This window comes from Bacillus sp. SIMBA_008 (assembly GCF_046535495.1).
GTDB lineage: Bacteria > Bacillota > Bacilli > Bacillales > Bacillaceae > Bacillus > Bacillus subtilis.
This window is the reverse complement of record NZ_JAWRWL010000006.1, coordinates 128,116-151,224: the sequence shown is the minus strand read 5'-3', so window position 1 is coordinate 151,224 and position 23,109 is coordinate 128,116. Positions and strand designations below refer to the sequence as shown.

Sequence of the window (23,109 nt, the reverse complement as noted above, 5' to 3'; positions counted from 1 at the left end):
TTAATCCAGTTGGATAAAATGAGTGTCAGGCACTGCGTGCTTCGGGATAAAGCCATCCGCAAAGTCCGGAAACGCCGACTGTATTTCATCAATCCATCTTTTCAGATTTAATATATACGGCATATAAATCATCTCAATTGTCGCTTCGTCTTCAATCCGGTAGTACCAGCAAAGATTAAACTCTTTTTCTGTCACCAGTGTAAACCCTGAGAAATGATAGAAAATCAGCGGCGTTTCATCTATATACACGCGGCCGTCCTTTTGCCCGACCTTATAGTTTTCGATATTCCAAAGCGCTGTATTGGCTCCTATTGATTTGACAACATGAACACCTTTAAACTGCGCCGGCCATTTCTCCACATACCTTTGATCACCATATGTCTTTCGTTCCGTATCCATTTCGACCGTGCAAAATTCAATACAGTCCTGTCTCCACTGCCACACCGCTTCATATGCTTCCTTTGTATTACCGGCACCGACAAAGCCTGTATTAAAGCGTCCGGTTCGGTCGTAGTAGGACATGAAGCGCGGCGAATTACGATGATCAGTCAAATACAGAGACGCCGTTGGGTTTTCTGCAAAAATACGTGCCGGATCAGAAAAGAAAAATAGATCCGTATCCATATGGGCAAAGTATTCAGCGTCATCCCACTTGCTCATCACATGAAACAAAAAGGCGGGCTTTAACGTCCAGCAATATTCATGAAACGTTCTGTTGCTTTTCGCTTTCAGCAGCTCCGGGTCTTCCATTTCATGCAGCTGCACAAAGGTTACATGCTCCCATGGAACATGCTGAAGCAATTCATACGCTTTCTGGTCGACACACAGCACATATAAATGAAAATCATCGCAATGCTCATGGAGAGAATGAATCATAGGCATGAGCTTAAAGATATGTGTCCTTGACACTATCGTTGAAAAATGAAATGTACTCACTTATACCACATCCAATGATCTAAGATCCACGTGCAGCAAATCGTTGACAAGCGCATACAGTGCGTTGGCAAAATCGTTCACGCCTAGCTTTTTCTTCGCTTTCGGCAGAAGCTTGCGGACAGTTTGTAAATCAAAGCTTTTCGCCGTCACCCTTGGGGATTTCTTTCTCCAATCCGGATCAATGTTGCGCTCTTTAACAACATGCAGAAGCTCAAGAAACAGATTCAGCAGCATATCATATTTCTGTGATTCCAGCAGCTTTTGAATATCAGCCATGATTCTGTTCGTCATGTCAGGCGGGAACGGCCCATTAAATGCGAGATGAACGTCTAAGGAGCGGATGTTATTGTATTTATCGCACATATAGGCAATGTTTGCCCGAATATCGTCTACAGACTTACAATTGCTTGGATGTTCCTGATGAACACTGACAATATCGCGACGAAGCCTGAAGGTCAATCCGGCCTGATGAAGCCTGATCCCGAGGTCATAATCCTCAAACCCGTACCGCACAATGCCTTCGTCAAATAAACCGAGGTCAACCACATGCTTGCGTTTCACAGAGGAATTATTCGTGATAAAAAAGCGCCATGGCATATGATAGCCTTTCAAGTCATCGCCGTACTCATCTAAAATCTTCTTGAGCACGTCTATAAAGTCAGTATCGAGGTCAAAGCTTTTATCAAGAAAGCTTCCGTTTTTGATGTCCGCTTCCTCCAGCAGCTTTTGTTTGTCTTTCTTCGGCATTTCACCTGTGAGCTTTGCGAGCTGTTCCTTATGTTCTTCTTCAAACCGTTCATAATAAAAACTGTAGATCCGTTTCCAAAACAACCCGCACACGACGAGATTCTCTTCGTTCTCATGGGCTTTAATATGTTTTGCCACAAGGTCCTTTGCCGCAAGCATATCGCTGTCATGGAAAATCAGGATGTCTCCTCTGGCATTGCGAAGCGCCTGATTTCGTCCGTACGCAATGCCCCTGTTTTCTTTAATCCGTGTAAAGATCAGCGGAAAATCAGCTTGAAATGACTCAAGCATCGAGAGCGTCCCGTCCTCAGAGCCATTGTCCGCTACAATGACTTCGAATTCTTCATCGCACTCCTGCTGGTTTAATGACAGAAGGCTGTTGTAAAGACGCTCCTTCGAATTATATGCAGGAATAATAACGCTTGCTTTCACTTCATTTTCACTTCCTGTATTTACTCATTTATTTGTTGTCATCTTTTGAAGCAAAACCGTTAAATTCAGGGTCTAACGTTTTCATGTGCTGAATGATATGCGGCAGTGTCTCTTGATACAGTTCATGCACAAACGGCAGATCTGTGCGGGTTGTTTCATGAATCTGTTTGATTTCATTGATGCTGACGATTCGGTATCCGCTGAAATGATAAAAGATCAGCGGACTGCCATCCTCCAGCACGATCCGGCCATCTTTCCAGGAAAACGTATGCTGCCCATAATTCCAATGCCCAATGTTCACGCCGGGTGTTGTAATGTCACACACATTCGGAAACAGCTCAGACATATAATCCAAATAGCCCTGATCACCGAATTTCCCTTCACCCGGTGCATTTTTGCATTCCTCAAGACAGCGTTCCTTCCACCACTCCAAGCAATCCGTGCCTGCATCATCATGCTTGAAGCTGATAAACCCGGAATTATATCTGCCTAAAAGACGCTGCAGCATGTCAATCTGCTCTTTCTCAAAAGAAGGGATTACAATATCCCCCCGTGAAAGCAGCACCGAGCAGTCCGGCTGGTTTTCAAAAATCGGCGATGGATCTGCATAGAAAAAGAGATCCCCGTCAATATACGTCACACGCTCCAGCTCAGGATTGCTGTTCAGCACAGCTTGCAGAAAGATCGGCTTCATCGTCCAGCAATACTCACTTTGATCTCTAGTTTCCTTCAACTTCAGTAGCAATTCATTTTCAAGAGCGGCCACCGGCACAAGGTTCAGCTGCTTCATCTTCAGCTTCTGTAACACGCGGTGCGTATCTTCATCCATGCAAAGTATAAAAATGGGACTGTCTTGATCAACTTGCTCTAACGACTTAAACAAAGCGACTGCCTGATATAATCTTCCTTTTGATAAAACGGTGCAATACGCGCTGGTCACAGTCTTGTTCACCTCGTTTCACATTACTTTTTGAAGAATTCCGTATACCACTCAATCGTTTTTTCAAGTCCCTCATCAATAGTGTAGGCCGGTGTCCAATTCAGTAGCTTTCTTGCTTTTTCCGCGGATAAATATTGATGTTTGATTTCATTGCTTCCCTGATTCAGCACCTTAGGTTTCAGATTACTGTTCATTTTCTTTAATATTTTCTCTACCAGTTCAAGTACGGTCAGCTGGATCTCATTGCTGAAGTTAAAGGCCTCTCCGGCAAGATTGTTTTCTTCCATTTTTTCTGCAAGAAGAAGATAAGCCTGAACGGCGTCTTCAATATAGAAGTAGTCCCGTACAAATGTGCCGTCGCTTCGGATTTCCGGCGCTTCCCCGTTCAGCACAAGCTGAATCGTCTGAGGAATGATGCGATTGAAGTTCAAATCTCCGCCGCCGTATAAGTTTCCGCAGCGCGTAATGCAGACCGGAAGCCCGTACGTGTGAAAATAGGTGTGGCTGATCAGATCTGCGCAGCTTTTTGAGACGTCGTACGGGTGCTTGCCTTGCAGCGGCATGTTTTCATCGTATGGAAGGTTTTCTTGATCGCCGTAAGCTTTATCACTTGAAGCGACAATGACCCGCTTAATTAACGGATGCTTGCGGCAGGCTTCGAGAATATTCCAGGTACCGAGGATATTCGCTTCAAAGGTAGAAATCGGGTTGCGGTTTGCTACGCCGACAATCGCTTGTGCAGCGAGATGAAAGACAGTGTCGATCTCATACTCGCCAAGCGCGCGTTCAATCACAGCCAAGTCCTCAAGAGAGCCCCGCACGATATTCATTTTCTTGATATGTTCTCCCTGATAAAGATTGGATTGAGGCACATGATCCCTGACAAGCCCCGTAACATTTGCGCCCTGATCGATCAGCTCTTTCACCAAATAGCTTCCTAAAAGACCTGTGCATCCCGTGACAAATACGTTTTTATTTTTCCAGAAACTCAAATCGATTCACCATACCTTCCATACTTGTTGTCCTTGATTCCACATTTTGTTGACTTCTAAGAGATTTTTATACGTATCGATGGCCGTCCAAAATCCATAATGGCGGTACACAGCAAGCTCCCCGTCTTTGGCAAGGTTCTTCAGCGGTTCATCTTCGAACATCGCGTTCCCGTCCTTCGGCAAATACTCGAAAACCTTTGGACTGAGAACGAAGAATCCGCCGTTGATGATTCCGTCACTTGATGTCTTCTCAGAAAATGTTTTCGCCATGCCGTCCTCAACCGTCAAGGTGCCAAACTGCGAGACTTTGTCAATGCCGGTGACAGTCGCGGCAACACCTTTTGTCTGATGATAGCTGATGAGATGGAAAAGATTGATATTGGCCAGCCCGTCCCCATAGGTGAGCAGAAATGTTTCATCACCGATATAGTCTTTCGCCTGCAAGATTCTTCCGGCTGTCAGCGTATCTTCCCCAGTCTCCAAAAACGTAATTTTCCACGTTTCAGGCTGCCCCAGGATCTGTACCTCTCCCGTAGAGCTGTCGAGTGTCAGGCTGTTGTGCTTCCATTCATAGTCGAGAAAGTATTCCTTGATTTTTTCTCCTTTATAGCCCAACAGCAGAATAAACTCGTTTACTCCGTAGTACTGATAAATTTTCATAATATGCCATAGAATCGGTTTGCCGCCTATCATGGCGAGCGGTTTAGGAATGTCATTCGTGACTTCACTCATTCTCGTTCCTTTTCCGCCGCAGAGAATGACCGCTTTCATCTCTACCCCTCATCTCTATGAATATTGAGTTCGAAACCTGGTACATCTTCACAATCTATCAAGGCATTTCCCCGATAATTTGTCCGATTTCAATACCGGTTTCAAAATCTACTGTAATGATATGAGAGAAAGCCAGCCTTGGTGACCAAATGGAATCTATTTTTTCAAGTTGGTTGTATAACCAAAAAAAAGAGCCTTGAGCGAAGGCAATGCGCCCGCTCAAGGCTCTTTTTCATCTTATTTGATTTCTTTCTCCTTGCCGTAATGATAGTCTGACGGATCAACGGCTTTGAAATCATTTAGTTTATGGAACCTCAGCAAGTCTTTGTACAGGACACTGTCTGAAAGGCTCAGCTGCTGGTTCACTCTTGTTTTCAGATTCTTCGTTTCTTCATTCGCTTTCAGTTTTTCACCAGTCTTCGTATCATAAATGACATTGTCGACTGATGTGTACTTCGGCGTTACGAAGTCTCCGTTTCTGAATGCCACTGTATCGTCGTGGTCTTTAGAGAATAAGTCAGTACCAAAGTTGATGTATTTCTGAGAATCAATTCCTTCTAAGTGCAGAAGTGTCGGCATGACGTCAATTTCGCCGCCATACGTATGGTTCACTCCGCCTTTTTTGCCAGGAACGCGGATCATCAGCGGCACACGCTGGTTCTGTGCGTTTTGATAATCTGTGATCTCTTTTCCAAGAATCTCTTTCATCGCTCGGTTATGGTTTTCAGAAATACCGTTATGGTCACCGTAAATCATGATGACTGAGTTGTCATACAGGCCGGCTTCCTTCAGCTCCTTGAAGAATTGCTCAAGCGCTTCGTCAAGGTAACGCGCTGTCTGGAAGTAGCTGTCAACTGTGTTATCGCCAGTTGTCGCTTTTTTAAGAGACGCGTCTTTTTCATCCAGGTTAAACGGATAATGGTTTGTCAAAGTAATCAAATGCGCGTAAAACGGCTGTTTAAGAGACTCAAGCTTTGGAATCGATTCTGTAAAGAACGGCTTATCCTTAAGTCCCATGTTAATCACATTTTCATCTGACATATCATACGTGCTTGCGTCGAAGAACTTGTCATATCCGATATGTTTGTAAATCTGGTCACGGTTCCAGAACGATTTGTAATCACCATGCAGGACGGCGCTTGTATAGCCTTCCTTCTGGTCTAAAATCGCAGGAAGCGATTGGTAAGTGTTTTCGCCTTTCGTCACAAACGCGGAGCCTTCAGGAAGACCGAAGATCGAGTTATCCATTGTCAGCTCGGCATCAGATGTTTTTCCCTGGCCTGTCTGATGGAAGAAGTTATCAAAATACGTCACATCTTCCCCGCCGTGCGCAAGTTTATTTAAGAAAGGCGTCACCTCTTCACCGTTTAGCTTGTAGTCAATCAGGAATGACTGGAAGCTTTCGAGGTGAATTTTAATGATATTTTTGCCTTTGGCAGAGCCGAAGTACTCGGCGTTTGGTTTCGCATAATGAGACGTCGTGTAATTCTCGACGCTTGTTAAATCATCGCTGCTTGCATAGGCCCGTTGCGTTTCTGTTTGAGCCGTCTGCACACCGTCATAAATGGTGTAGTTGTAAAGACCTAAATACTTCACGATATAATTGCGGTCAAACGTTCTTGTCAGCAGCTGCGGACGGTCTTTTTCCGCATAGTGCAGGTTGATGAAAAACAGTGCGATCCCAGAAAGGATCACTAAAGACGCAAAGCGTTTTTTCATTTTGTATTCTTTTAATTCAGGTCTCCAGATCAATACCGCAATCAAAATGATAATATCTAAGAAATAGAAAATATCATGACCGGCCATGATACTGAAAATCCCGTCTCCCATGTTTCCAACGTTTCCGGACTGTTTAATGTTCGGGAACGTCAAGAAATCGTCAAAGAAACGATAGAATAAAATATTTGCATATAACACAAATGTCATCAAGAAATCGATAATCAGCATAATAATGGCTGATTTACGCCCTTTCGCCAGCAAAGCCAGTCCTAAAAAGAAGACGGCGCTTGAGAATGGGTTAAATATCAGGAGGATCTCCTGAGTTGTGCCTTTTACCCCAAGATTAAACTCAGTCTTGTAGGATAAATACGTTTTTGCCCAAAACAGTATAACAGCCAGCACAAAAAAGCTAAGTTTGTAAGAAAAAAGTTTCTTCATGGCAACCTCTACTTTCTTAAACACTTTAAGTTCTTCATTCATATTTACCTGCTCTTTATATCCTGCCTTCCAATTCCTTCTTTCCAAACAAAATCAAGGCATCACACAACAAGAAATACACCGCGGCAAGCCGGAATATTTATGTTTCGCACCATATCATTTTTATTACAACCATTTGGAAACCAATCACTGGACGAAAGAAACCTTCATTTCGTTTCACATTTTTTTCTCGGAAATAAAAAAAGGATTTCTTTTGTCATGTGTGCCTTTGAAAAAAGAAATAGATACCGAGTATAAGAATAACATAAACTAGCAAAAACGAAAAATAGGTTTTGCAGACAGCCCGCCCTTCCGGCGGACTGAAGTTATTGTATGCATCAATGTTTAGCGCGATCACTATTTTTTCTAAAGGGCAAAAAAGACTGGATGTCTCCAGTCTTCTTTATCTATATCCCTGCCCAGACATCCTTAGCGTACATACCGGTATCCTGCAGATGTCTCAGCCAGTTTTGCGCTTCTTGCTCCCCGGTGCCATGAACAGACTGATACGCCTTTTGCAGTGCCGCCTCCACATCCGGGGCCATTTTGCTGCCGTCACCACATACATAAAGCCTGCCTCCGTGGTCAAGGATCGATATTAACGTTTCTGTATGGTCAGCCATGACATGCTGGACATACGTTTTCGGCATGCCTTCTTTGCGGGAAAAGGCTGTGTGGACAGTGACAATTCCGTCTTTTTCAAACTGCTCAAGCTCATCGCGGTATATAAAATCACGATCGTTTCTGCATCCAAAATAGAGATGAGCTTCACCGAGCGTTTTCCCCTCCCGCTTTAAAACTTCGCGGGCTTGAAGGAAACCGCGAAATGGCGCGACTCCCGTGCCAGGTCCGACCATAATGATTGGCGTTTCAGGGTCTTCTGGAAGCTGAAACCGAGATTCTGGTGTGCGTACAAACATCACGAGATCATCACCGGCTTGGCGCTCAGCTAAATCATTTGAAGCCACGCCCCTGTATTCGCCACGGCCGCTCCACGCAGGGCCGCGCACGACGCCGACTGTGATCGATGCTAGCCGCGGATTCACTCTTGGAGAGCTTGAAATTGAATAATATCTCGGTTTTAACGGACGTAAAAGCTCTAAAAATCGTTCAAACGGCATGTCGCACGCTTCGTACTTTTCAAGCAGATCCAGCATGGAAATTCGTTTTTTCAATATTTGCTCCTGATAAACACCCTCTGCTGACAGTTCTTCTAATTCGCGCCTATGCGGCGGACACACTGTAAATGCCGCCAGTTCACGTATTTGCGCTCTTGTGGCTGCTTCCTGCACCTCGACGCTGTAGCTGAGAAGATCATGCAGGCTGACAGGACGGCCCAATGGCAGATGCCCCGCACTGCGGCCGCTTGCCGACAATGTCACTTGGTCGGTTTCCTTCAGACCGAATCTGTGGAGAATCCGGCTGACATTGGTTTGGCTGTTTTTTGGCAATACGCCAAGATGGTCGCCCTCTTGATATTCAACATCCGGCGGCAATGCGATTTCGATATGGCGGGTGCTTCGATCGCTGTCTGCGGACTGGAGTTCACGATTTTCAGCAATGGATGCGTGAGAGGCTTCGTACGATCTAGCCAGCGGAGACTCGCCCAGCCCTCTGACAAACTGAAGGCTTAGCGTGCTTCGTTCCTTATCGGCGTTTTCATTCAGCTCCAGTCCGAATGCCTTAATGGCGTCCGCCCACATGCTTTTTTTCCACTCGTCAAGCTGCCCTTCAAAATCACCGCTGACATCACCTTCTCCGCGCGCAGAAAACCGAGTCGCGCCTTTCTCCGCAAGCTGCTCATCAATGAATCTCGGCACGTATTGATACGTGCTCGCCCAGTTGTGGTCGCCGCAGCCAAATACCGCGTAATGGACGCCCTCAAGCTCACCCGGTTTGATTTCTTGAAGCCACTGCACGAATTGTCCGGCATTGCTTGGCGGTTTTCCATTATAAGACGAGGTCACAATGACAACCGCTCCCTCTTTCGGCAGCTTTCCAATCCGGTCGTTCAGAGGTGCTGTCTCTGTCCTTACGCCGTGAAGACTGGCAGTATCCGCAAGCTCCCGGGCGACGCCTTCTGCGGTGCCGGTATCTGAGCCGTATAGCACGAGAAGCGGGCGGTTGTTAAGACCGATGACTGATGCGCCCTTTGCTTCCGTTTTCTCCTTTTGCTCATCAGACGCGGCTTTTTCAGCTGCCTGGACGTCTGCATGAATGGCATCCTGATTACGGCTTTGAACCCTGATGTGAAAATCGCCCGGCTTAAGTGTTAAGGTTTGTTTGATATCAAGCTCATAATTCTCATGATCAATCAATGTGAAATATTTTAGAATCATGCCTAACACAAGTGTGGCTTCATGAAGGGCAAACTGCATGCCGATACAGGCCCGTTGTCCATTTCCGAATGGTTTGTACGCATGATGAGGCACTTGGTCCTGATGCTCAAACCGTTCCGGCCGGAATTCTTCTGCGTCCTTTCCCCAAGCGTCTCGATCACGATGAAGCTGCGGAATCAGCACAGAAATTCTGTCATTCGTCGTGATCGGAAATTTCCCGCCAATGACTGTGTCTTCTTTTGGATAAAGGCTGAAAGCCGGAGCTGTCGGCCATAAGCGCAGTGATTCATTTAAAATCATCCGTATGTATGTAAGCTCCAGCACTTGTTTATAGGTCGGCGCTGCATCTGTCAGCACCCGATCGACCTCTTCATACGCCTTTTTCAGTTTGTCAGGATGCTTCAATAAAAAATAAGTCGCAAAGGAAAGCAGGCCACTCGTTGTTTCATGGCCGGCAATCAAAAACGTAATAATTTGAAAGCGGATATTTTCGTCGTCGAGCTTTTCACCCGTTTCCGGATCTTCCACATTCAGCATGCGGGCGAGCAAATCTTTTTCATCCTGGTCTCCATTCGATCTGCGCTCTGCAATAATGCTGTCGACTAACGAAAACATCGTTTGAATATCATGGTGGAATTGCCGCTTTGTTCTGACCATAAGCTTATCTTGAACATCAAGCCGCTGCATTTGATGCATCGCTTCATCAAGCGCCCGCACCATGCTGTTGATAAACGGGTGGGGCGTTTCTCTGTAGTAACTGTTAAAGCGGTAGTTAAACCCGCATAGCCCAATGGTGTCGAGCGTCAGCCGGGTCATATCTCCCGGGACATCGACTGCTTCATTCGGGTTGAGCCTTGCCCATTTTTGAATGAGCTGAACAGCGATATCGACCATTTTCTCATGATAGTCCTTCATGGCCCGCTGGCTGAACGTCGGCATCAAAATGTTGTGCGCTTTTCTCCAGTTAGGCTCATGCGTCCAGCTCGTAAACAATCCGTCACCGGAAAATGCGCGAACCTTTTCCAAGGCGCCTTCAATGCTTTTATCAAACCGTTCTTCATCACAAACCTCTTTCACCAATTCGTGGCCGGACACTACAATGGTCGTGCCCGCGGGTGTATGGATTTGAAAAATCGGGCCCTGTTCTTCCGCCAGTTTGATCAGCGAAAGCGTCGGCTTGTCTTTATCGATTAAAGGCAAATTGCCGAGCGGCCCAAACGTCTTCGGTTGAGGAATCGGGCTTGTTTCCTTCATCGAACCATTCCTTTCCGTATGAGATGCCTTCTATTTGACTACATTTCCCTTTCATGGTCATGATTATTCCGTTCTCCCAATTGACGCATGATCGCTGTTTTTTCTATACTTGAGAAGCTGTACAATACGCGAATAAGGTGAGTTTATATATGGATTTTGAAATTCGGTTTTTATCCTTTTATGTCATACAGGTGGAAGGCAAAGATGAGCAGGCGAACAAGCAGTTCAAGCACTTCCAGACCCTTGATACGGGCGAATTTGAAGAAAGCGAGCTGAAGGACTTTCTCGACGGGGAACTGAAAAAAATCGTCAAACGGAAAGCAGACCGCCATCCGCAGTCCGAGCAGGTCCCGACGAAAATCGGCCATTTTATCGTCGAGCCCGGCCACGAGCTCGATTCTAACCCAAACTACAACATGTTCAACCGCGCGCGTCTGGCGGAAACAAAAGAAGACTTCAATGAGCTGAGCGAGCAGTTCGTCCGCACGTACCTTGACACAAGCGCGGTTCGCGGCGGCGTGTTTCTCGTCGCTTCGGCCGTACCGAGAAAATACTTTGACGAGTCATTTGTCTTTATTATGAAATGTGATTTTGAGCCGAAGGTCGCCCGCATCTCTGACGCGTCTTCTCTCATTAAAAAAGTCGAAATGGCGATCACGACAAAAAACATGAAAAGCATCCAATACCCGTACATGCCAGAGGAAGGAATGGTCGAGGAAGGTGAACTGAAAATCCACCAGGCCTCACACGCCCGCTATTTTGAGGACTTTCTGAAATTCGTCGAGTACGGAGAATCAATGCCAGAAATCATGAAAAATCAGGTCATGAACATGGTACAAGAGCACGTCTACGAGACATTTGAAGACAACAGCGAAGAACTCAAGCAGTTCGAGCACGACATTGAGATTTGGGAAGCAAGCGAAAAACGGGAAATCCAAGAGCGCCTCGACACCCATCAAGTCATCGAAGCCTCCGCCCAAATCATCGAGCACACGCCAGAGGCCCAGCTGAAAATGAAAGTCGGAGAAACAGAGATTAAGGGATTGCTAGCGGATTTTGGCGATTCTATTCATCTCGCAAAAGTAAACGGGCGCTATGTCGCGCTGATTGAAGCCGAGACGATTTCGTTTGAGAAAGGCAGTTCACCGGTGGAGTTTTATAAGCCTGAGGGGCTGCATGAGGTGATTGAGCGGATAAGGAATAAAACAGAGCAAGAATAAAAAAGTCCAGAAATCACTTTCTGGACTTTTCCTATTTAATACCCTTCCCTCAACACCGCATAGCACTCCCCAATCAGTTCTTCCGCTCCCGGCTCTCCTTTCAGCCCGCGGCGGACGATTTCCGATGATAGGTTCTGGACTTTGAGCGCTCGTGGGGCTCTTCTTTTGTAGTACGCCTGTAATGCTGTTTCGTGGTCGGCGTGGTTTTGGAGTTCTTCGGCGAGGACGATGGCATCCTCGATCGCCATTGCCGCTCCTTGCGCCAGGGTCGGCGCGCCGGCGTGGGCAGCGTCTCCTCCGATGACAACGCGGCCTTTATGCCATGGCTCCTGCACGGCGACCTGCTCCAGTTTGTTAAAGATGACAGGATGCTGTTTTGACATGTGCTTTGTGACAAAATCCAGCCCCCGAAAACCAGAAAGAATCTCTTTTACTCTATCAAACCGGGTATCTTCCTCATCCCAGTAATCGCTCGTGCAAGGCTGGAGGACGAAGACATAGCCAGCGTGTTCTGCCAATGGCACCACCCCGATTTGTGTGTCTCCGCTTCTATACATGAATGTTGCGTCCTCGAATGTGTAATCAGGAAGTTCGATATAAAAGCGCCACGCTCCCATGCCGAGATGCTCTTTTTCCGTCTCCTTTTGCAGCATTATATCGCGAACAACGGAGTGAATGCCGTCAAAGCCCGCCAGAATGTCAGCCTGCATCTTTTCCCCATCTTCACATACGGCAGTGACCGATTCAGCTGTTTCTTCATAAGCGACAACCTTTTTCCCCCACTTGATGTCTACACCCACTGCCTCGGCATGCTTCATGAGAATGTCATTTAACGTTTTGCGCAGGATATTATTGCGTCCCGGAAGTGAATCGTCTAAAAAGGATTCACTGACTTGAAACAGCAAATTCCCCTGTTCATCAAACGTTTTAAACCATTCTGTTTGAAAGCCGTGCTTACAGCACTCTTCGAATACGCCCAGTTCTTTCAACACCGCCAGTGCGTTTTGCGGCTGAAGAATCCCCGCACCTGTTTTTCGGTTTTCTGAAGCCGCTTCACATAAGGTGACGGAAAACCCTGCCTTACGGAGAGAAATGGCCGCTGACAAGCCGCCGATGCCGCCTCCTGCAATTAACATATGTTTCATATCAATAACCACCTTTTCAGCTCTATATGTATTAGTTAGGCACCTAACTATATTACCTTACTATGTCCCAAGAAAATCTGTCAATCATCTCCAAGCCAAGTTGCGTTATGGTTTTCCCTCCTTTATAATCGTGTCACAACGAATGTACGGGAGCTACTTGCGATGGAATTAAAACATTTACCGAAATATAAGCATATAACAGAGCACGCCGAAACGTATGCCAATATTGACGCCGGCTCTCTTGAATTGTTTTTATCTCTTTTTGATATTTCAAAAAAAATGAATCATGTGATGGAGCATTACTTTGCTGGCCGAGGGCTGTCAGAAGGAAAATTCAAAATCCTGATGCTGCTCTTTGATGCCAAGGATCATAGGTTAAGTCCGACAGAGCTTGCCAAGCGGTCAAATGTCACGAAAGCAACAATTACAGGCCTGCTGGACGGGCTGGCGAGGGACGGTTTTGTCAGCCGCAGGCATCACACAGAGGATAAACGAAAAATCAGCATTGAATTGACAACGGAAGGCAAAGCACGCCTTGAGGAATTTCTGCCCGGCCATTTCAGCAAAATCTCCGCGGTTATGGAAAACTACAGCGTCGAGGAAAAAGACATGTTCGTGAAGATGCTTGGTGATCTTTTTGAAAGGCTGAGCGTGTTTAAAGACTAAAAAACCCGTCCGATCTGGACAGGCTACAGCGTCTTTCTGCAGCTGGATACGCATTGGCTGTTTTTTCTTTATAGCCGTCACAAATATGCCGCCGATGACACATGCAATGTGCACAAGCTCAAACGGCTCCTTCAATAGCACGCCTGACAACATGACAGACGCACGACTCCACCTGCCTTTTTATGTATAGCAAAAAGCGCCTATCCAAAGACAGGCGCTTTTTCATTAATCATCACTGCTCAAAATGCCGAAGAAGCGGAGCAGGTTGATGAACAAGTTGATAAAGTCAAGGTACAGCGATAACGCCATAACCGGAATCAAGTCTTCCGTAATGTGGCGGTGTTTGATTTGGTTCAAATCATACAAAATGTAAAGGGAAAAGACGATGGTTCCGATCACGGAATACGCCATCATCGCCGCTGAGTTTAACGGGCTGAAAATGTTGAAAATCCCTACCACTGCGAGTGCGAGCACCGCAACCAGCAGAAATGACCACAGGAAGGATAAATCCTTCTTCATTTTTGCGCCGATTGTACCCAAGACGGCAAAAATGACAAATGTAGAGCCAAAGGCTTCGAGCACGACATAGGCGCCGGCGATGGAAGCGTAATGGCTGACGATCGGAAATAAGGTAATGCCGGAAACGAACGCGAATGTATATACAAACGCATACCCGACCGCTTTTCTTCTGCGCATCCAGAAGGCCAGAATAATCATCGCCACTTCAAGAATAGAAAGCGGCAGCATCAAAGCGGCAGGAACAAATTGGCCGATAAAAAGGCCGACAGTCGCGATCAGCAAAGTGAAGACAAAGACTGTCAAAATGCGTTGCATGATCGATTGCTTACTCTCGTGAACCGTAGCTTGCATGTCAAAAATCCTCCTAAAAAATGATCTTAAAGGTCTATTATATAAAAATTGGATGAAATATGTATATGTTTTAAGGAGAATTTAATGAAAACAAACGCCCTTTACATTATCATTTTGATTCTTTCCTTTTCAGCGAAAAACGGTGCTTTTCTATTTTCTCAATTTGGGTAATCTGAGAATCATGAACCGTAATCTGAACCGTGCCGAAATCGAGTGTTTCCAGCGAGCTGATGATTTTTTCAATCACTTCCGGATCAATCGTTGATTTAGAAACCAAAAGACCTTCCCCCCTGTTGAATAGGTTTTAATTCACAGTATTCTTATAAGAATTATAATATTATGTTTTTTTCGATAAATCAATGGTGATTTCTGTTCAAATCAAAAAGGCATATGATCACCCGGTGACGGACAATCATATGCCTGGAAACTTCCTATTTGTTTTCTTCCAATTCCTCAACAATACAGCGGACACCCATGTTTTCTAATGCCTGCTTCAGCGTGCCGTACGTTTCATATTCACTAAAATCAAGCCCCAATTGAATCGATGTTTGGGCCACATCCGGGCGAATCCCTGAAAATACGGCTTTGACGCCTAATAAGAAAAGCGTTTTAGACAGGTTGTACAATTGCTGAGCCACCATGGTATCCACAATCGGAACACCCGAAAGATCAACGACGAGGCTTGTGATTTTTCTCTCGACACAGCGGACCGGCACTGTTTCTAAAATGACCTGTGCCCGTTTTGTATCAATTGAGCCGATAAGCGGCAATATCCCGATTCCATCGGCAATGGAAATAACCGGGCAGCCAAGCTCTGAGATCAATTCCTGCTGAGATGTGAGCCTCATCAGCATGAATTTTTGGTACTGCTCGGAGAATTCAATAATCAGCTTATCGAACGACTGATTCACAATGCGGTTCCATCGGTCTGCATCCTCATTTGTCACAATCTCCTGATTCTCTTTTATAAATGTGACGACTGCGTCCCAGAATGAGATTCTTGAATTGGATATGGCTTCTACGACCTCATGAACTTGAACATCCTGCTCTACCCTGTTTTTCGCAACGTTTTGCGCCCATTTTGTCATGTTTTCTTGAAAATCGGTTTGATCCTCCAGAAATGCGCTTGCGATTGTTATATTGGTAAATGTATGCTACTCGGTTAAAAGTGTTTTCGTTTCTTCACTTAAATGGCTGGCGGAATATAGCTCGCCTTTTAGCTGGCAACGCAAACTGAACCATTTCTCAGTAATATCCGCAGTGTTGTCTATGATATATTGATATAATAATTGATCGATATTCACGGTCTGTCTCCTTTTTCGTAATAGAAGCACTTTCATTATAAAATGATAAATCGGAATTGTGAATAAGACTAGAGAAAAATCAAATGATTCTGCTCTCTGAGAGCATTTCAGCTTCATATCCTTAGGCGAATGCACCAATAAGAGTCCGCCCGCATAAACTGCAGTGTACAGTTTACAATGAGAAAGGACGTTATCACATGTATTATGTTGATCCTTATATGTTTGCGGGGCATTTTTATGAGCCTTGGCCTGCTTTTGAATATGAATACCGATATCCATGGCCTGGCATTGGCAGCGGCGCTGTTCCGGGCTTCGGCGGCGGCTCCGGCCCTGGCATTGGCAGCGGTGCTGTTCCGGGCTTCGGCGGCGGCTCCGGCCCTGGTATTGGCGGCGGCGCTGTTCCAGGCTTTGGCGGCGGCTCCGGCCCTGGTATTGGCAGCGGTGCCAGCCCAGGCTTCGGCGGTGCGCCGCAGGGACCTCCTCCTTCCCAAATACCAGCGAAACCCCAAAAACCGCAGGGTTCTCAAGGAGCCGTTTTGTTAGTTGAACCAATCACCATTCGTCCTTGCCTTTTCCGATTTACCTATGTCTGGTTAACCAATGGCCGCTCATTTTGGTTTTACCCGATCATCCTTGGCAGAAGATCCGTCGGCGGCTTTTATTGGGATTCCTCACGGCGCCGCTGGGTTTATTTCGCCTTAGACACAAATCACATCGATGTTGTCAGCTGCTCATTTTAATAATCAGCCGGTTTCCCGGCTGATTTTTTTATGTTACTTCGGCCGTAAACAGGTTATAGTATTATTATCTTTTCAACTTGGAGGTTTCCCTATGATCAAACAAATTGGCACTGTTGCTGTATATGTCGAGGACCAGCAGAAAGCGAAGCAATTTTGGACAGAGAAGGTAGGCTTTGATATTGCAGCGGATCACCCAATGGGACCTGAAGCAAGCTGGCTGGAGGTTGCGCCAAAAGGAGCCGAGACTCGTTTAGTCATTTACCCGAAAGCCATGATGAAAGGCTCAGAGCAAATGAAGGCTTCTATTGTGTTTGAATGCGAAGACATCTTTGGTACATACGAGAAAATGAAGACAAACGGTGTAGAATTTCTCGGTGAGCCCAATCAAATGGAGTGGGGCACCTTCGTTCAATTTAAGGACGAAGACGGAAATGTGTTTTTATTAAAAGAATAAACTGTTGCGCACGGCGGTTCGATTCCGCCCTGCGCTTTCTTTGACATTGAGAATGAATTTCATTTACAATTATTCATATGTGAGAATGATTGGAGTGGGACAAATGTTTGTACAGTTGAGAAAAATGACGGTTAAAGAAGGCTATGCAGATAAAGTCATAGAACGTTTCAGCGCTGAAGGAATCATTGAAAAACAAGAAGGTTTAATTGATGTGACAGTGCTTGAGAAAAATGTACGCCGCGGTGATGAAGAAGTTGTTGTCATGATTCGCTGGGAATCAGAGGATCGCTGGAAGCAATGGGAAAAAAGCGATGCGCATATCGCCGGCCATAAAGCAAACAAAGGCAAACCAAAGCCTGACTATCTGATCAGCACTGAAGTGAGCATGTACCATGTACGTGCTGTCAAACAAGGGACATACAATCAATAAAAAGCTTGCGCCTTGCTGCAAGCTTTTTTCTAAGAGTCATGTTGATCTGCTTTGTTCGTACGTTACAGTATACAGCGGCTTATTTTTATGCCATTCTGCAAATAACACGTCCTCTGTCTTATCAATGTTCTTCTTTTTCAATTCTTGTTTCAGCCACTGTTCATCCACACCTGCTTCCTTCAAATTATCCCGCACAATCTCTCCATCTATGATTAACGTGATCGGCAGAGAAACGGACTTCGAAGGAATCTGCAAATCCTTATTTGTCGGTTTGTCAAAGTCTGATTTTGGAAGCACGCTGACCATCCCGTTTGTTTCAAGAATCGCATATTCTACTTCTTGGATCGAAAAACTCCCCGCTTGCCTCAATAGGCTTTGCAGCTGGTTAATGTCTATCTTATTTTTCTTCATTACTTTATATTGAAGCTCCCCTTTGCGGATGACGATATTCGGCTCGCCCTCCAAGAACTTTCGCGATGATTTCATTTTTTGCGTGATAAATTCAATAATATAAATCAGCACGCCCCACAATAGCGAAGCAAAAATAATTTCTTTGATTTTGATTTCATGATCGTAGACGGCATTTCCGACCAATTCACCTAAAATTAAAGCAGAAATAAAGTCAAACGGCGTAATTTGAGAAAATTGGGTTTTCCCGAGAAGCTTTAAGATGATAAATAAAATGCCTAAACCGCAGACCAGTTCTACCGCAACACTTAAATAATTTCCCATATTGATAGCACCTACTTCTTGATTATACTATCAGTATGGTCAATGCTTTCCTTTCTAAACCGGAAAGAGCTAATCGGCAAGCTCAACGTTGCATGGTGAATTGGAGCATGTCATTGAAAAGCTGCTCTGCATCACTGCGGTCAATCTTGACAAGCGGGTCATTGAGGAAGGCTTGAAACGCGAGGCCAGTGTCCTTTGTTAAACCTGCGTCCGCCACTGCCTCCTGATTGGATATATGCCTAGCCGCCAGCATTTCCACACCTTTCGGAAGCGCTCCGGACAAAATCGGCTGGACACGGTTCCTTGTGATGAATGCGTTTGTTTCGACAATGGCTTGTATAGGAAGGTTTGAGACCTGGCCTTGATTCGGCATATTTACATTTGTGACGAGTTCACCCAATCCGAGAAGAGCCGCTATGATGTTCACGCCTTCTTCTCCCGAAGCTTTCTCAGCAACGCCCCGTTGTTGCACGATCAACCGTTCTGTTTCTTGTCGTTTCTCAGCTCTGTCTTGTTTTCTGAATGATATAGGTGTGAGATGAAATTTCCATACTTCAGGCTGTTTGAGGTATGGGCCGGGAAGAAACTCTGCCAGATGCCTGTCTCCCGCAGCAGGGATGGAGCCATACGTTTCAAATAAATCAAACGCAACACGGTGTGCCGAACAAAAGACGCTGTCCCTCCAGCTTTCCCCCTCCAGCTCATATCCTGATTCCCCATAGTGCGCGCTGAATTCACGGAATATAGGCAGCAGGTCAATATGGCGGTAAGAGGCTTTTGTGATCCATGTAAAATGGTTAATGCCGAGCACATTAACGCGGATATCCTCCCGCCGCGGCACCTCTATCCCCAGCCTTTCCGTGACCATTTCCGCCAATAGCTTTTGCGTCCCGAATACCTCGTGGCAGCAGCCAATCGCTTTGATTCCGGGAAACACTTTATACAGCACTCTTGTACAGACAGACATCGGGTTTGTATAATTAATGACCCATGATTCAGGTGCGTAGTCTCTTATTGCCCGGGCAATTTCCGCAAATATCGGCACAGCACGCAAGCCCCTGATGATCCCTCCAGGCCCGACAGTATCACCTACAGACTGATAAATACCGCAGCGCTCAGGCAAGTGGACATCGACTTCCATATCATCCAGTGATCCCGGCAAAATGGAAATAATGACGATATCCGCGGCTGATAACGCCTTTTTCAAAGTAGAAACAGCCTCATATCTCCATCTGCCGTTCCCGCTGTGATTGCCGATCACTTCATTTTTCTGAGCGGCTTCAAAATCAAGATCATAGAGCGCCACCGTGCCTGACATCCGTTCATCAATCGACAAATCACTCATCAGGCTTCTGGCCCAGCCTTGGGACCCCCCGCCAATATAGGCAATCTTAATCTGATCTAATGTACTGATATGAAACACTCCCTTTCTCAGCCTTTCACCGAACCGATCAGCATTCCCTTTGCAAAGTGTTTTTGTAAAAATGGATAGACCGCCAAAATCGGCAGCGTCGCAATGACAATGACAGCGAGTTTAATTCCCTGCTCCGGCGGAACGGCATTTTGCATCGTATCGCCATTGGTCGCCGTTAAATCCGATAAAATCGTGACTTGGCGAAGCACCATTTGCAGCGGCCATTTTGCACTGTCATTGATATATAAGAGAGCGTGGAAGAAATCATTCCAAATCCCGACCGCATAAAACAGTGCAAAGGTCGCTATGACTGGCTTTGACAGTGGCAGGGCGATCCGCCAGAAGACGCCGATTTCGGAACAGCCGTCAATTTTTGCTGATTCCTCCAGCTCGCGCGGCAGCTGCTGAAAGAAGTTTTTGATAATAATAAGGTTGAACGGATTAATCGCCATCGGCAGAATCAATGCCCAATACGTATCCAAAAGGCCAAGTGATTTTACGACAAGGTACGTCGGAATCATGCCGCCTGAAAACAGCATGGAGAAAATCACCAGATTCAACAGCAGATTCCGTCCCTTCACATGCCGCTTCGCCAGCGGATACGCCATCGTGAAGGTAAAAAACAGCTGTACAGCCGTCCCAACCACCGTGATGAAGATGGACACGCCCATGCTTCGAAGGAACGTCGGTGTCGAAAACACATACTTGTAAGCATCAAGTGTAAAGGTTTTCGGGAAAATAAAGAAGCTCCGCTGGGCGAGTTCCGCTTCTGTCGCAAAGGAACCGGCGATAATATATAAAAACGGCAAAATGGTAATCGCGCCGACACCGCCGAGAAACAGAATGTTGCAGACGTCAAACACCCGTCCGGCTTTGGTGTTATGCATCGTGTGAATTTCAGCCATACCTCTCCCTCCTCTAAAACAATCCTTCCTGATCAAACTTTTTCGCAATGTAATTGGCGCCAAAAATCAAGATAATCCCGACAACTGATTTAAACAAACCGACCGCCGTGCTGTAGCTATACGCCCCTTGGGTAATCCCCATCATGTACACATACGTGTCGAAGATGTCAGCCACACTGCGGTTGAGCGAGTTCGTCATCAAATACACCTGTTCAAAGCCAAGATTCAAAAAACTGCCGATTCTTAAAATCAACAAAACGATAATAGTGCTTCTAATCGCCGGCAGCGTAATATGCCACATTCTCCTGAACCGCCCCGCTCCGTCCATGATGGCCGCTTCATACTGCTCTTGATCAACCGTAGCAAGCGCTGCCGAAAATAGAATCGATCCCCAGCCCGTCTCCTTCCAAATGCTTTGCATCACAATCATTGGCCGGAACCAGTCTGCATCCGACAAGAAAGAAATCTGCTCACCTGTCAGGCTCATAATCAATTTGTTGATCACACCTGTATCGACAGTAAAGAAAACGAAAGTGATGCTGACCACAATTGTCCATGATACAAAATGGGGTACGTAAATAAAGGTTTGGATACATCTTTTATACACGGCCTTTCTTACCTCATTCAAAAGCAGGGCCAAAATGAGAGGCGCGGGAAAGGCAAACAAAAGATCCAGGCTCGCCAGCATGAGGGTGTTGCGCAGCAGCCGGAAAAAATCCGGATTCATAAAAAAGTCTTTGAAATAATCAAAGCCGACCCATTCGCTTTTCCAGAAGCCGAGATATGGCGAATAGTCTTTAAAAGCGATCAGCACACCCCACATCGGCAAGTATTTGAAAATCAAGAAATAAAGCAGACCGGGAATAAGAAGAAGATAAAGCCATTTGTCCCGTTTGAGCGCAGCCATCCAGCTGATGCCTTTTCCAGCGGTGAGAACAGGTGCATCTCCCTTCTTCGGCACTGTTTCCATATCTGTTCTCCTTTCGTGATACCGGGGCGCCCGCCGAAAGGCAGGCGCATCGGTTTATTTTGACGATTGGTACAATTTGTTCAAGTCCTTCATCAGGTCATTGCCGCCGCTTTTTTTCCAAAGCTCCACCGCATCATCGAACCCTTTTTCATCAATTTCTCCAATGATAAATTGTGTTCTCGCGTCGAGGATGATGTTGTCAAGCTGGGCTCCTTTTTGGGTATAGACATCAGATACAAGCGACTCAGCAGGGTTAAAGACGGCTATTTCTTCTCCTTCGGTTATGATGTCCTTGCGATGCTGGAAGAGCTTGGTTTTCTGGTCTTCGATGTAATACTCGCTTTTCGGAATCGACATGCTGAACTGTGCCAAGCCTTCATGCTCATACAGGAGAGATTTATTGTTTTTTTCAAGTGAGGTGAATACGCCGTCCTTGAGCTCGTAATTGCGGCCCTTCACTCCGTTGTTCGTGAGAATCTGCGCTTCCTTATCATTCATCTTATCGAGGAAGGACAGCACCTCTTTCAGCTCTTTTTCGGTTTTGACGCTTGATTTTGGTATCGTGATCATGCCTGAATAACCAGATGTCGGGAAGGTGCGCTTGCCATTCGGTCCCTCAAGCGAGCCGACGATATCAATGATATCCTTGTTCGACTCATCCGCCTCCTCCATCGCGCTTTGGATTTGAGACGCTCTTGAGCCTGTATCAACGATGACACCCGCTTTTCCTTTTACAACCGGATCATTCCACTTCGCAGAATCCATGACAGCAAAGTCCTTATTGATCAATCCCTCATCATAGAGCTTTTTAAAAAACGTGAGCGCATCCATGTATTCCTTCGTTGTAAAATCCGGAATCAGCTTTCCGTTTTCAACACCGTAGCGGTTCGGAGCGCCGAACCAGATTTGCAGAACATCCCATGGGCTTCCGTTGCCGAGTCCCATCCATTTCGGCACGACCATGCCGTACGTATCATCCTTGCCGTTTCCGTCAGGATCTTTTTCCTTAAAGGCTTTCAGCACTTCATAGAAATCATCAAGCGTTTCCGGCATATCCAGACCGACATTTTTCAGCCAGTCGGTTCTGATGATCATACACGCCCTGATCAGATCCCTCGTTCTGTAGATTCCGTACACCTCGCCGTTCACCGAGCTGTTCTTCAAAATCTTTTCATCTGCCTGGCTTAAATTCTTGTATTCTTTTAAATAAGGAGACAGCTCCCAAAACGCCCCTGCTTTGACAGATTTGATAAAGCCGGCTGACTTATCTTTAATGACAATCGCGTGAGGCATCTCTCCTGAAGCCATGACGATGTTGAATTTGTCGTTGTAGGATGAATCAGGCACCCATGTGACCTTAATCTCTTTGCCTGTGTATTTTTCGAGCGCTTTTAATGAAGGGCTTTTATCACTCGGGCTTTCCGGCGATAAAAGCGGCGCCATAATTTTGATCGTATCTTTCGAACCGCTTGCTGAATTGGATGTTTCCGAATGGCTGCATCCGGCGATCATCATGGCAGCAAGCGGCAAGGCCATCCATTTTTTGCGCATTCTTATTTTCATGTTGCGTAAGTCCCCCTTTTTTCAATTTGCATTTCCCCTTTGCCCCTCTCAATATAAAGCGCTTACATAAATTCTTGCAATCTTCATTT

The 23,109-nt window shown here is 45.9% G+C and carries 20 protein-coding genes and 2 pseudogenes; 5 read left to right on the top strand and 17 right to left on the bottom strand.

Annotation, left to right across the window (positions count from 1 at the left end):
- The 7 genes from SB658_RS18790 to cypD form a co-directional block, all read right to left on the bottom strand.
- Positions 1 to 936 carry a putative nucleotide-diphospho-sugar transferase gene (locus SB658_RS18790; protein WP_015482937.1) on the bottom strand — a complete coding sequence of 312 codons (936 nt, stop codon included), beginning with the start codon at positions 934 to 936 and terminating at the stop codon, positions 1 to 3.
- The gene (locus SB658_RS18785) at positions 937 to 2,115 is read right to left on the bottom strand and encodes a glycosyltransferase family 2 protein (protein ID WP_003233779.1); all 1,179 of its coding nucleotides are present in this window, start codon (positions 2,113 to 2,115) and stop codon (positions 937 to 939) included.
- A 28-nt stretch (positions 2,116 to 2,143) separates the two neighbouring features.
- Positions 2,144 to 3,055 (bottom strand): putative nucleotide-diphospho-sugar transferase, encoded by a 912-nt coding sequence (locus tag SB658_RS18780; RefSeq protein WP_017695588.1) that lies wholly within the window; start codon positions 3,053 to 3,055, stop codon positions 2,144 to 2,146.
- 23 nt (positions 3,056 to 3,078) lie between these two features.
- Positions 3,079 to 4,047, bottom strand: a complete 969-nt coding sequence (locus SB658_RS18775; protein WP_003233783.1) for a GDP-mannose 4,6-dehydratase — start codon at positions 4,045 to 4,047, stop codon at positions 3,079 to 3,081.
- A gap of 6 nt (positions 4,048 to 4,053) precedes the next feature.
- Positions 4,054 to 4,818, bottom strand: a complete 765-nt coding sequence (locus SB658_RS18770; protein ID WP_041851194.1) for a glucose-1-phosphate cytidylyltransferase — start codon at positions 4,816 to 4,818, stop codon at positions 4,054 to 4,056.
- Positions 4,819 to 5,055: 237 nt separating this feature from the next.
- Entirely contained in the window at positions 5,056 to 6,975 is a 1,920-nt protein-coding gene (gene ltaS1, locus SB658_RS18765; RefSeq protein WP_031315513.1) for a lipoteichoic acid synthase LtaS1, read from the bottom strand.
- A gap of 446 nt (positions 6,976 to 7,421) precedes the next feature.
- A complete protein-coding gene (gene cypD / locus SB658_RS18760) occupies positions 7,422 to 10,607 on the bottom strand; it encodes a bifunctional P-450/NADPH--P450 reductase (RefSeq protein WP_410602086.1) in 3,186 nt (1,061 codons plus the stop codon).
- Between the two features lie 149 nt (positions 10,608 to 10,756).
- Between cypD and SB658_RS18755 the strand changes: the two genes are divergently transcribed.
- The gene (locus SB658_RS18755; RefSeq protein ID WP_029726663.1) at positions 10,757 to 11,827 is read left to right on the top strand and encodes a DUF3900 domain-containing protein; all 1,071 of its coding nucleotides are present in this window, start codon (positions 10,757 to 10,759) and stop codon (positions 11,825 to 11,827) included.
- Positions 11,828 to 11,862: 35 nt separating this feature from the next.
- Here the strand turns inward: SB658_RS18755 and SB658_RS18750 are convergent, their stop codons facing one another.
- Positions 11,863 to 12,972, bottom strand: a complete 1,110-nt coding sequence (locus tag SB658_RS18750; protein WP_125121404.1) for an FAD-dependent oxidoreductase — start codon at positions 12,970 to 12,972, stop codon at positions 11,863 to 11,865.
- Positions 12,973 to 13,134: 162 nt separating this feature from the next.
- On the opposite strand from SB658_RS18750, the gene yetL reads away from it, so the two are divergent.
- Positions 13,135 to 13,638 (top strand): transcriptional regulator YetL, encoded by a 504-nt coding sequence (gene yetL, locus SB658_RS18745; RefSeq protein WP_128737645.1) that lies wholly within the window; start codon positions 13,135 to 13,137, stop codon positions 13,636 to 13,638.
- Here the strand turns inward: yetL and SB658_RS18740 are convergent.
- The 4 genes and pseudogenes from SB658_RS18740 to SB658_RS18725 form a co-directional block, all read right to left on the bottom strand.
- Positions 13,628 to 13,800: pseudogene (locus tag SB658_RS18740) on the bottom strand (hypothetical protein); the annotation flags it as partial. The gene yetL and the pseudogene SB658_RS18740 sit on opposite strands and share 11 nt — an antisense overlap.
- 63 nt (positions 13,801 to 13,863) lie before the next feature.
- Positions 13,864 to 14,508, bottom strand: a complete 645-nt coding sequence (locus SB658_RS18735) for a Bax inhibitor-1/YccA family protein (protein WP_015252597.1) — start codon at positions 14,506 to 14,508, stop codon at positions 13,864 to 13,866.
- 109 nt (positions 14,509 to 14,617) lie between these two features.
- Entirely contained in the window at positions 14,618 to 14,785 is a 168-nt protein-coding gene (locus SB658_RS18730; protein WP_003244522.1) for a YezD family protein, read from the bottom strand.
- A 154-nt stretch (positions 14,786 to 14,939) separates the two neighbouring features.
- Positions 14,940 to 15,812: pseudogene (locus SB658_RS18725) on the bottom strand (STAS domain-containing protein).
- Between the two features lie 197 nt (positions 15,813 to 16,009).
- Here SB658_RS18725 and SB658_RS18720 point away from each other — a divergent pair.
- The 3 genes from SB658_RS18720 to hmoA all read left to right on the top strand — a co-directional run bounded on the left by SB658_RS18720 (position 16,010) and on the right by hmoA (position 17,436).
- Complete coding sequence (locus tag SB658_RS18720) at positions 16,010 to 16,552, top strand: hypothetical protein (RefSeq protein WP_144500856.1); 543 nt, start codon at positions 16,010 to 16,012, stop codon at positions 16,550 to 16,552.
- 91 nt (positions 16,553 to 16,643) lie between these two features.
- Entirely contained in the window at positions 16,644 to 17,006 is a 363-nt protein-coding gene (locus tag SB658_RS18715; RefSeq protein ID WP_003233803.1) for a VOC family protein, read from the top strand.
- A 103-nt stretch (positions 17,007 to 17,109) separates the two neighbouring features.
- Positions 17,110 to 17,436, top strand: coding sequence for a heme-degrading oxygenase HmoA (gene hmoA / locus SB658_RS18710; RefSeq protein WP_124059987.1), 327 nt, complete (start codon positions 17,110 to 17,112; stop codon positions 17,434 to 17,436).
- A gap of 36 nt (positions 17,437 to 17,472) precedes the next feature.
- Here hmoA and SB658_RS18705 read toward each other — a convergent pair whose 3' ends face one another.
- From SB658_RS18705 to SB658_RS18685, 5 genes are all read right to left on the bottom strand, one after another.
- Positions 17,473 to 18,168: a DUF421 domain-containing protein gene (locus tag SB658_RS18705; RefSeq protein WP_003233805.1), complete on the bottom strand. Its 696-nt coding sequence runs from the start codon at positions 18,166 to 18,168 to the stop codon at positions 17,473 to 17,475.
- 82 nt (positions 18,169 to 18,250) lie between these two features.
- Positions 18,251 to 19,591, bottom strand: a complete 1,341-nt coding sequence (gene lplD / locus SB658_RS18700; protein ID WP_042978043.1) for an alpha-galacturonidase LplD — start codon at positions 19,589 to 19,591, stop codon at positions 18,251 to 18,253.
- Positions 19,592 to 19,599: 8 nt separating this feature from the next.
- Positions 19,600 to 20,487: a carbohydrate ABC transporter permease gene (locus SB658_RS18695; protein WP_003242715.1), complete on the bottom strand. Its 888-nt coding sequence runs from the start codon at positions 20,485 to 20,487 to the stop codon at positions 19,600 to 19,602.
- 13 nt (positions 20,488 to 20,500) lie between these two features.
- Complete coding sequence (locus SB658_RS18690) at positions 20,501 to 21,457, bottom strand: ABC transporter permease (RefSeq protein ID WP_144500857.1); 957 nt, start codon at positions 21,455 to 21,457, stop codon at positions 20,501 to 20,503.
- Between the two features lie 54 nt (positions 21,458 to 21,511).
- Entirely contained in the window at positions 21,512 to 23,020 is a 1,509-nt protein-coding gene (locus SB658_RS18685; RefSeq protein WP_144500858.1) for an extracellular solute-binding protein, read from the bottom strand.
- Between the last annotated feature and the right edge of the window lie 89 nt (positions 23,021 to 23,109).

Bases quoted from the DNA above. Each gene is read 5' to 3' on its own strand.
- SB658_RS18685 (WP_144500858.1), bottom strand. From the start codon at position 23,020: ATGAAAATAAGAATGCGCAAAAAATGGATGGCCTTGCCGCTTGCTGCC.
- SB658_RS18695 (WP_003242715.1), bottom strand. From the start codon at position 20,487: ATGGCTGAAATTCACACGATGCATAACACCAAAGCCGGACGGGTGTTT.
- SB658_RS18755 (WP_029726663.1), top strand. From the start codon at position 10,757: ATGGATTTTGAAATTCGGTTTTTATCCTTTTATGTCATACAGGTGGAA.
- SB658_RS18690 (WP_144500857.1), bottom strand. From the start codon at position 21,457: ATGGAAACAGTGCCGAAGAAGGGAGATGCACCTGTTCTCACCGCTGGA.
- SB658_RS18735 (WP_015252597.1), bottom strand. From the start codon at position 14,508: ATGCAAGCTACGGTTCACGAGAGTAAGCAATCGATCATGCAACGCATT.
- SB658_RS18770 (WP_041851194.1), bottom strand. From the start codon at position 4,818: ATGAAAGCGGTCATTCTCTGCGGCGGAAAAGGAACGAGAATGAGTGAA.
- SB658_RS18720 (WP_144500856.1), top strand. From the start codon at position 16,010: ATGTATTATGTTGATCCTTATATGTTTGCGGGGCATTTTTATGAGCCT.
- SB658_RS18715 (WP_003233803.1), top strand. From the start codon at position 16,644: ATGATCAAACAAATTGGCACTGTTGCTGTATATGTCGAGGACCAGCAG.
- ltaS1 (WP_031315513.1), bottom strand. From the start codon at position 6,975: ATGAAGAAACTTTTTTCTTACAAACTTAGCTTTTTTGTGCTGGCTGTT.
- yetL (WP_128737645.1), top strand. From the start codon at position 13,135: ATGGAATTAAAACATTTACCGAAATATAAGCATATAACAGAGCACGCC.
- hmoA (WP_124059987.1), top strand. From the start codon at position 17,110: ATGTTTGTACAGTTGAGAAAAATGACGGTTAAAGAAGGCTATGCAGAT.
- cypD (WP_410602086.1), bottom strand. From the start codon at position 10,607: ATGAAGGAAACAAGCCCGATTCCTCAACCGAAGACGTTTGGGCCGCTC.
- SB658_RS18750 (WP_125121404.1), bottom strand. From the start codon at position 12,972: ATGAAACATATGTTAATTGCAGGAGGCGGCATCGGCGGCTTGTCAGCG.
- SB658_RS18705 (WP_003233805.1), bottom strand. From the start codon at position 18,168: ATGGGAAATTATTTAAGTGTTGCGGTAGAACTGGTCTGCGGTTTAGGC.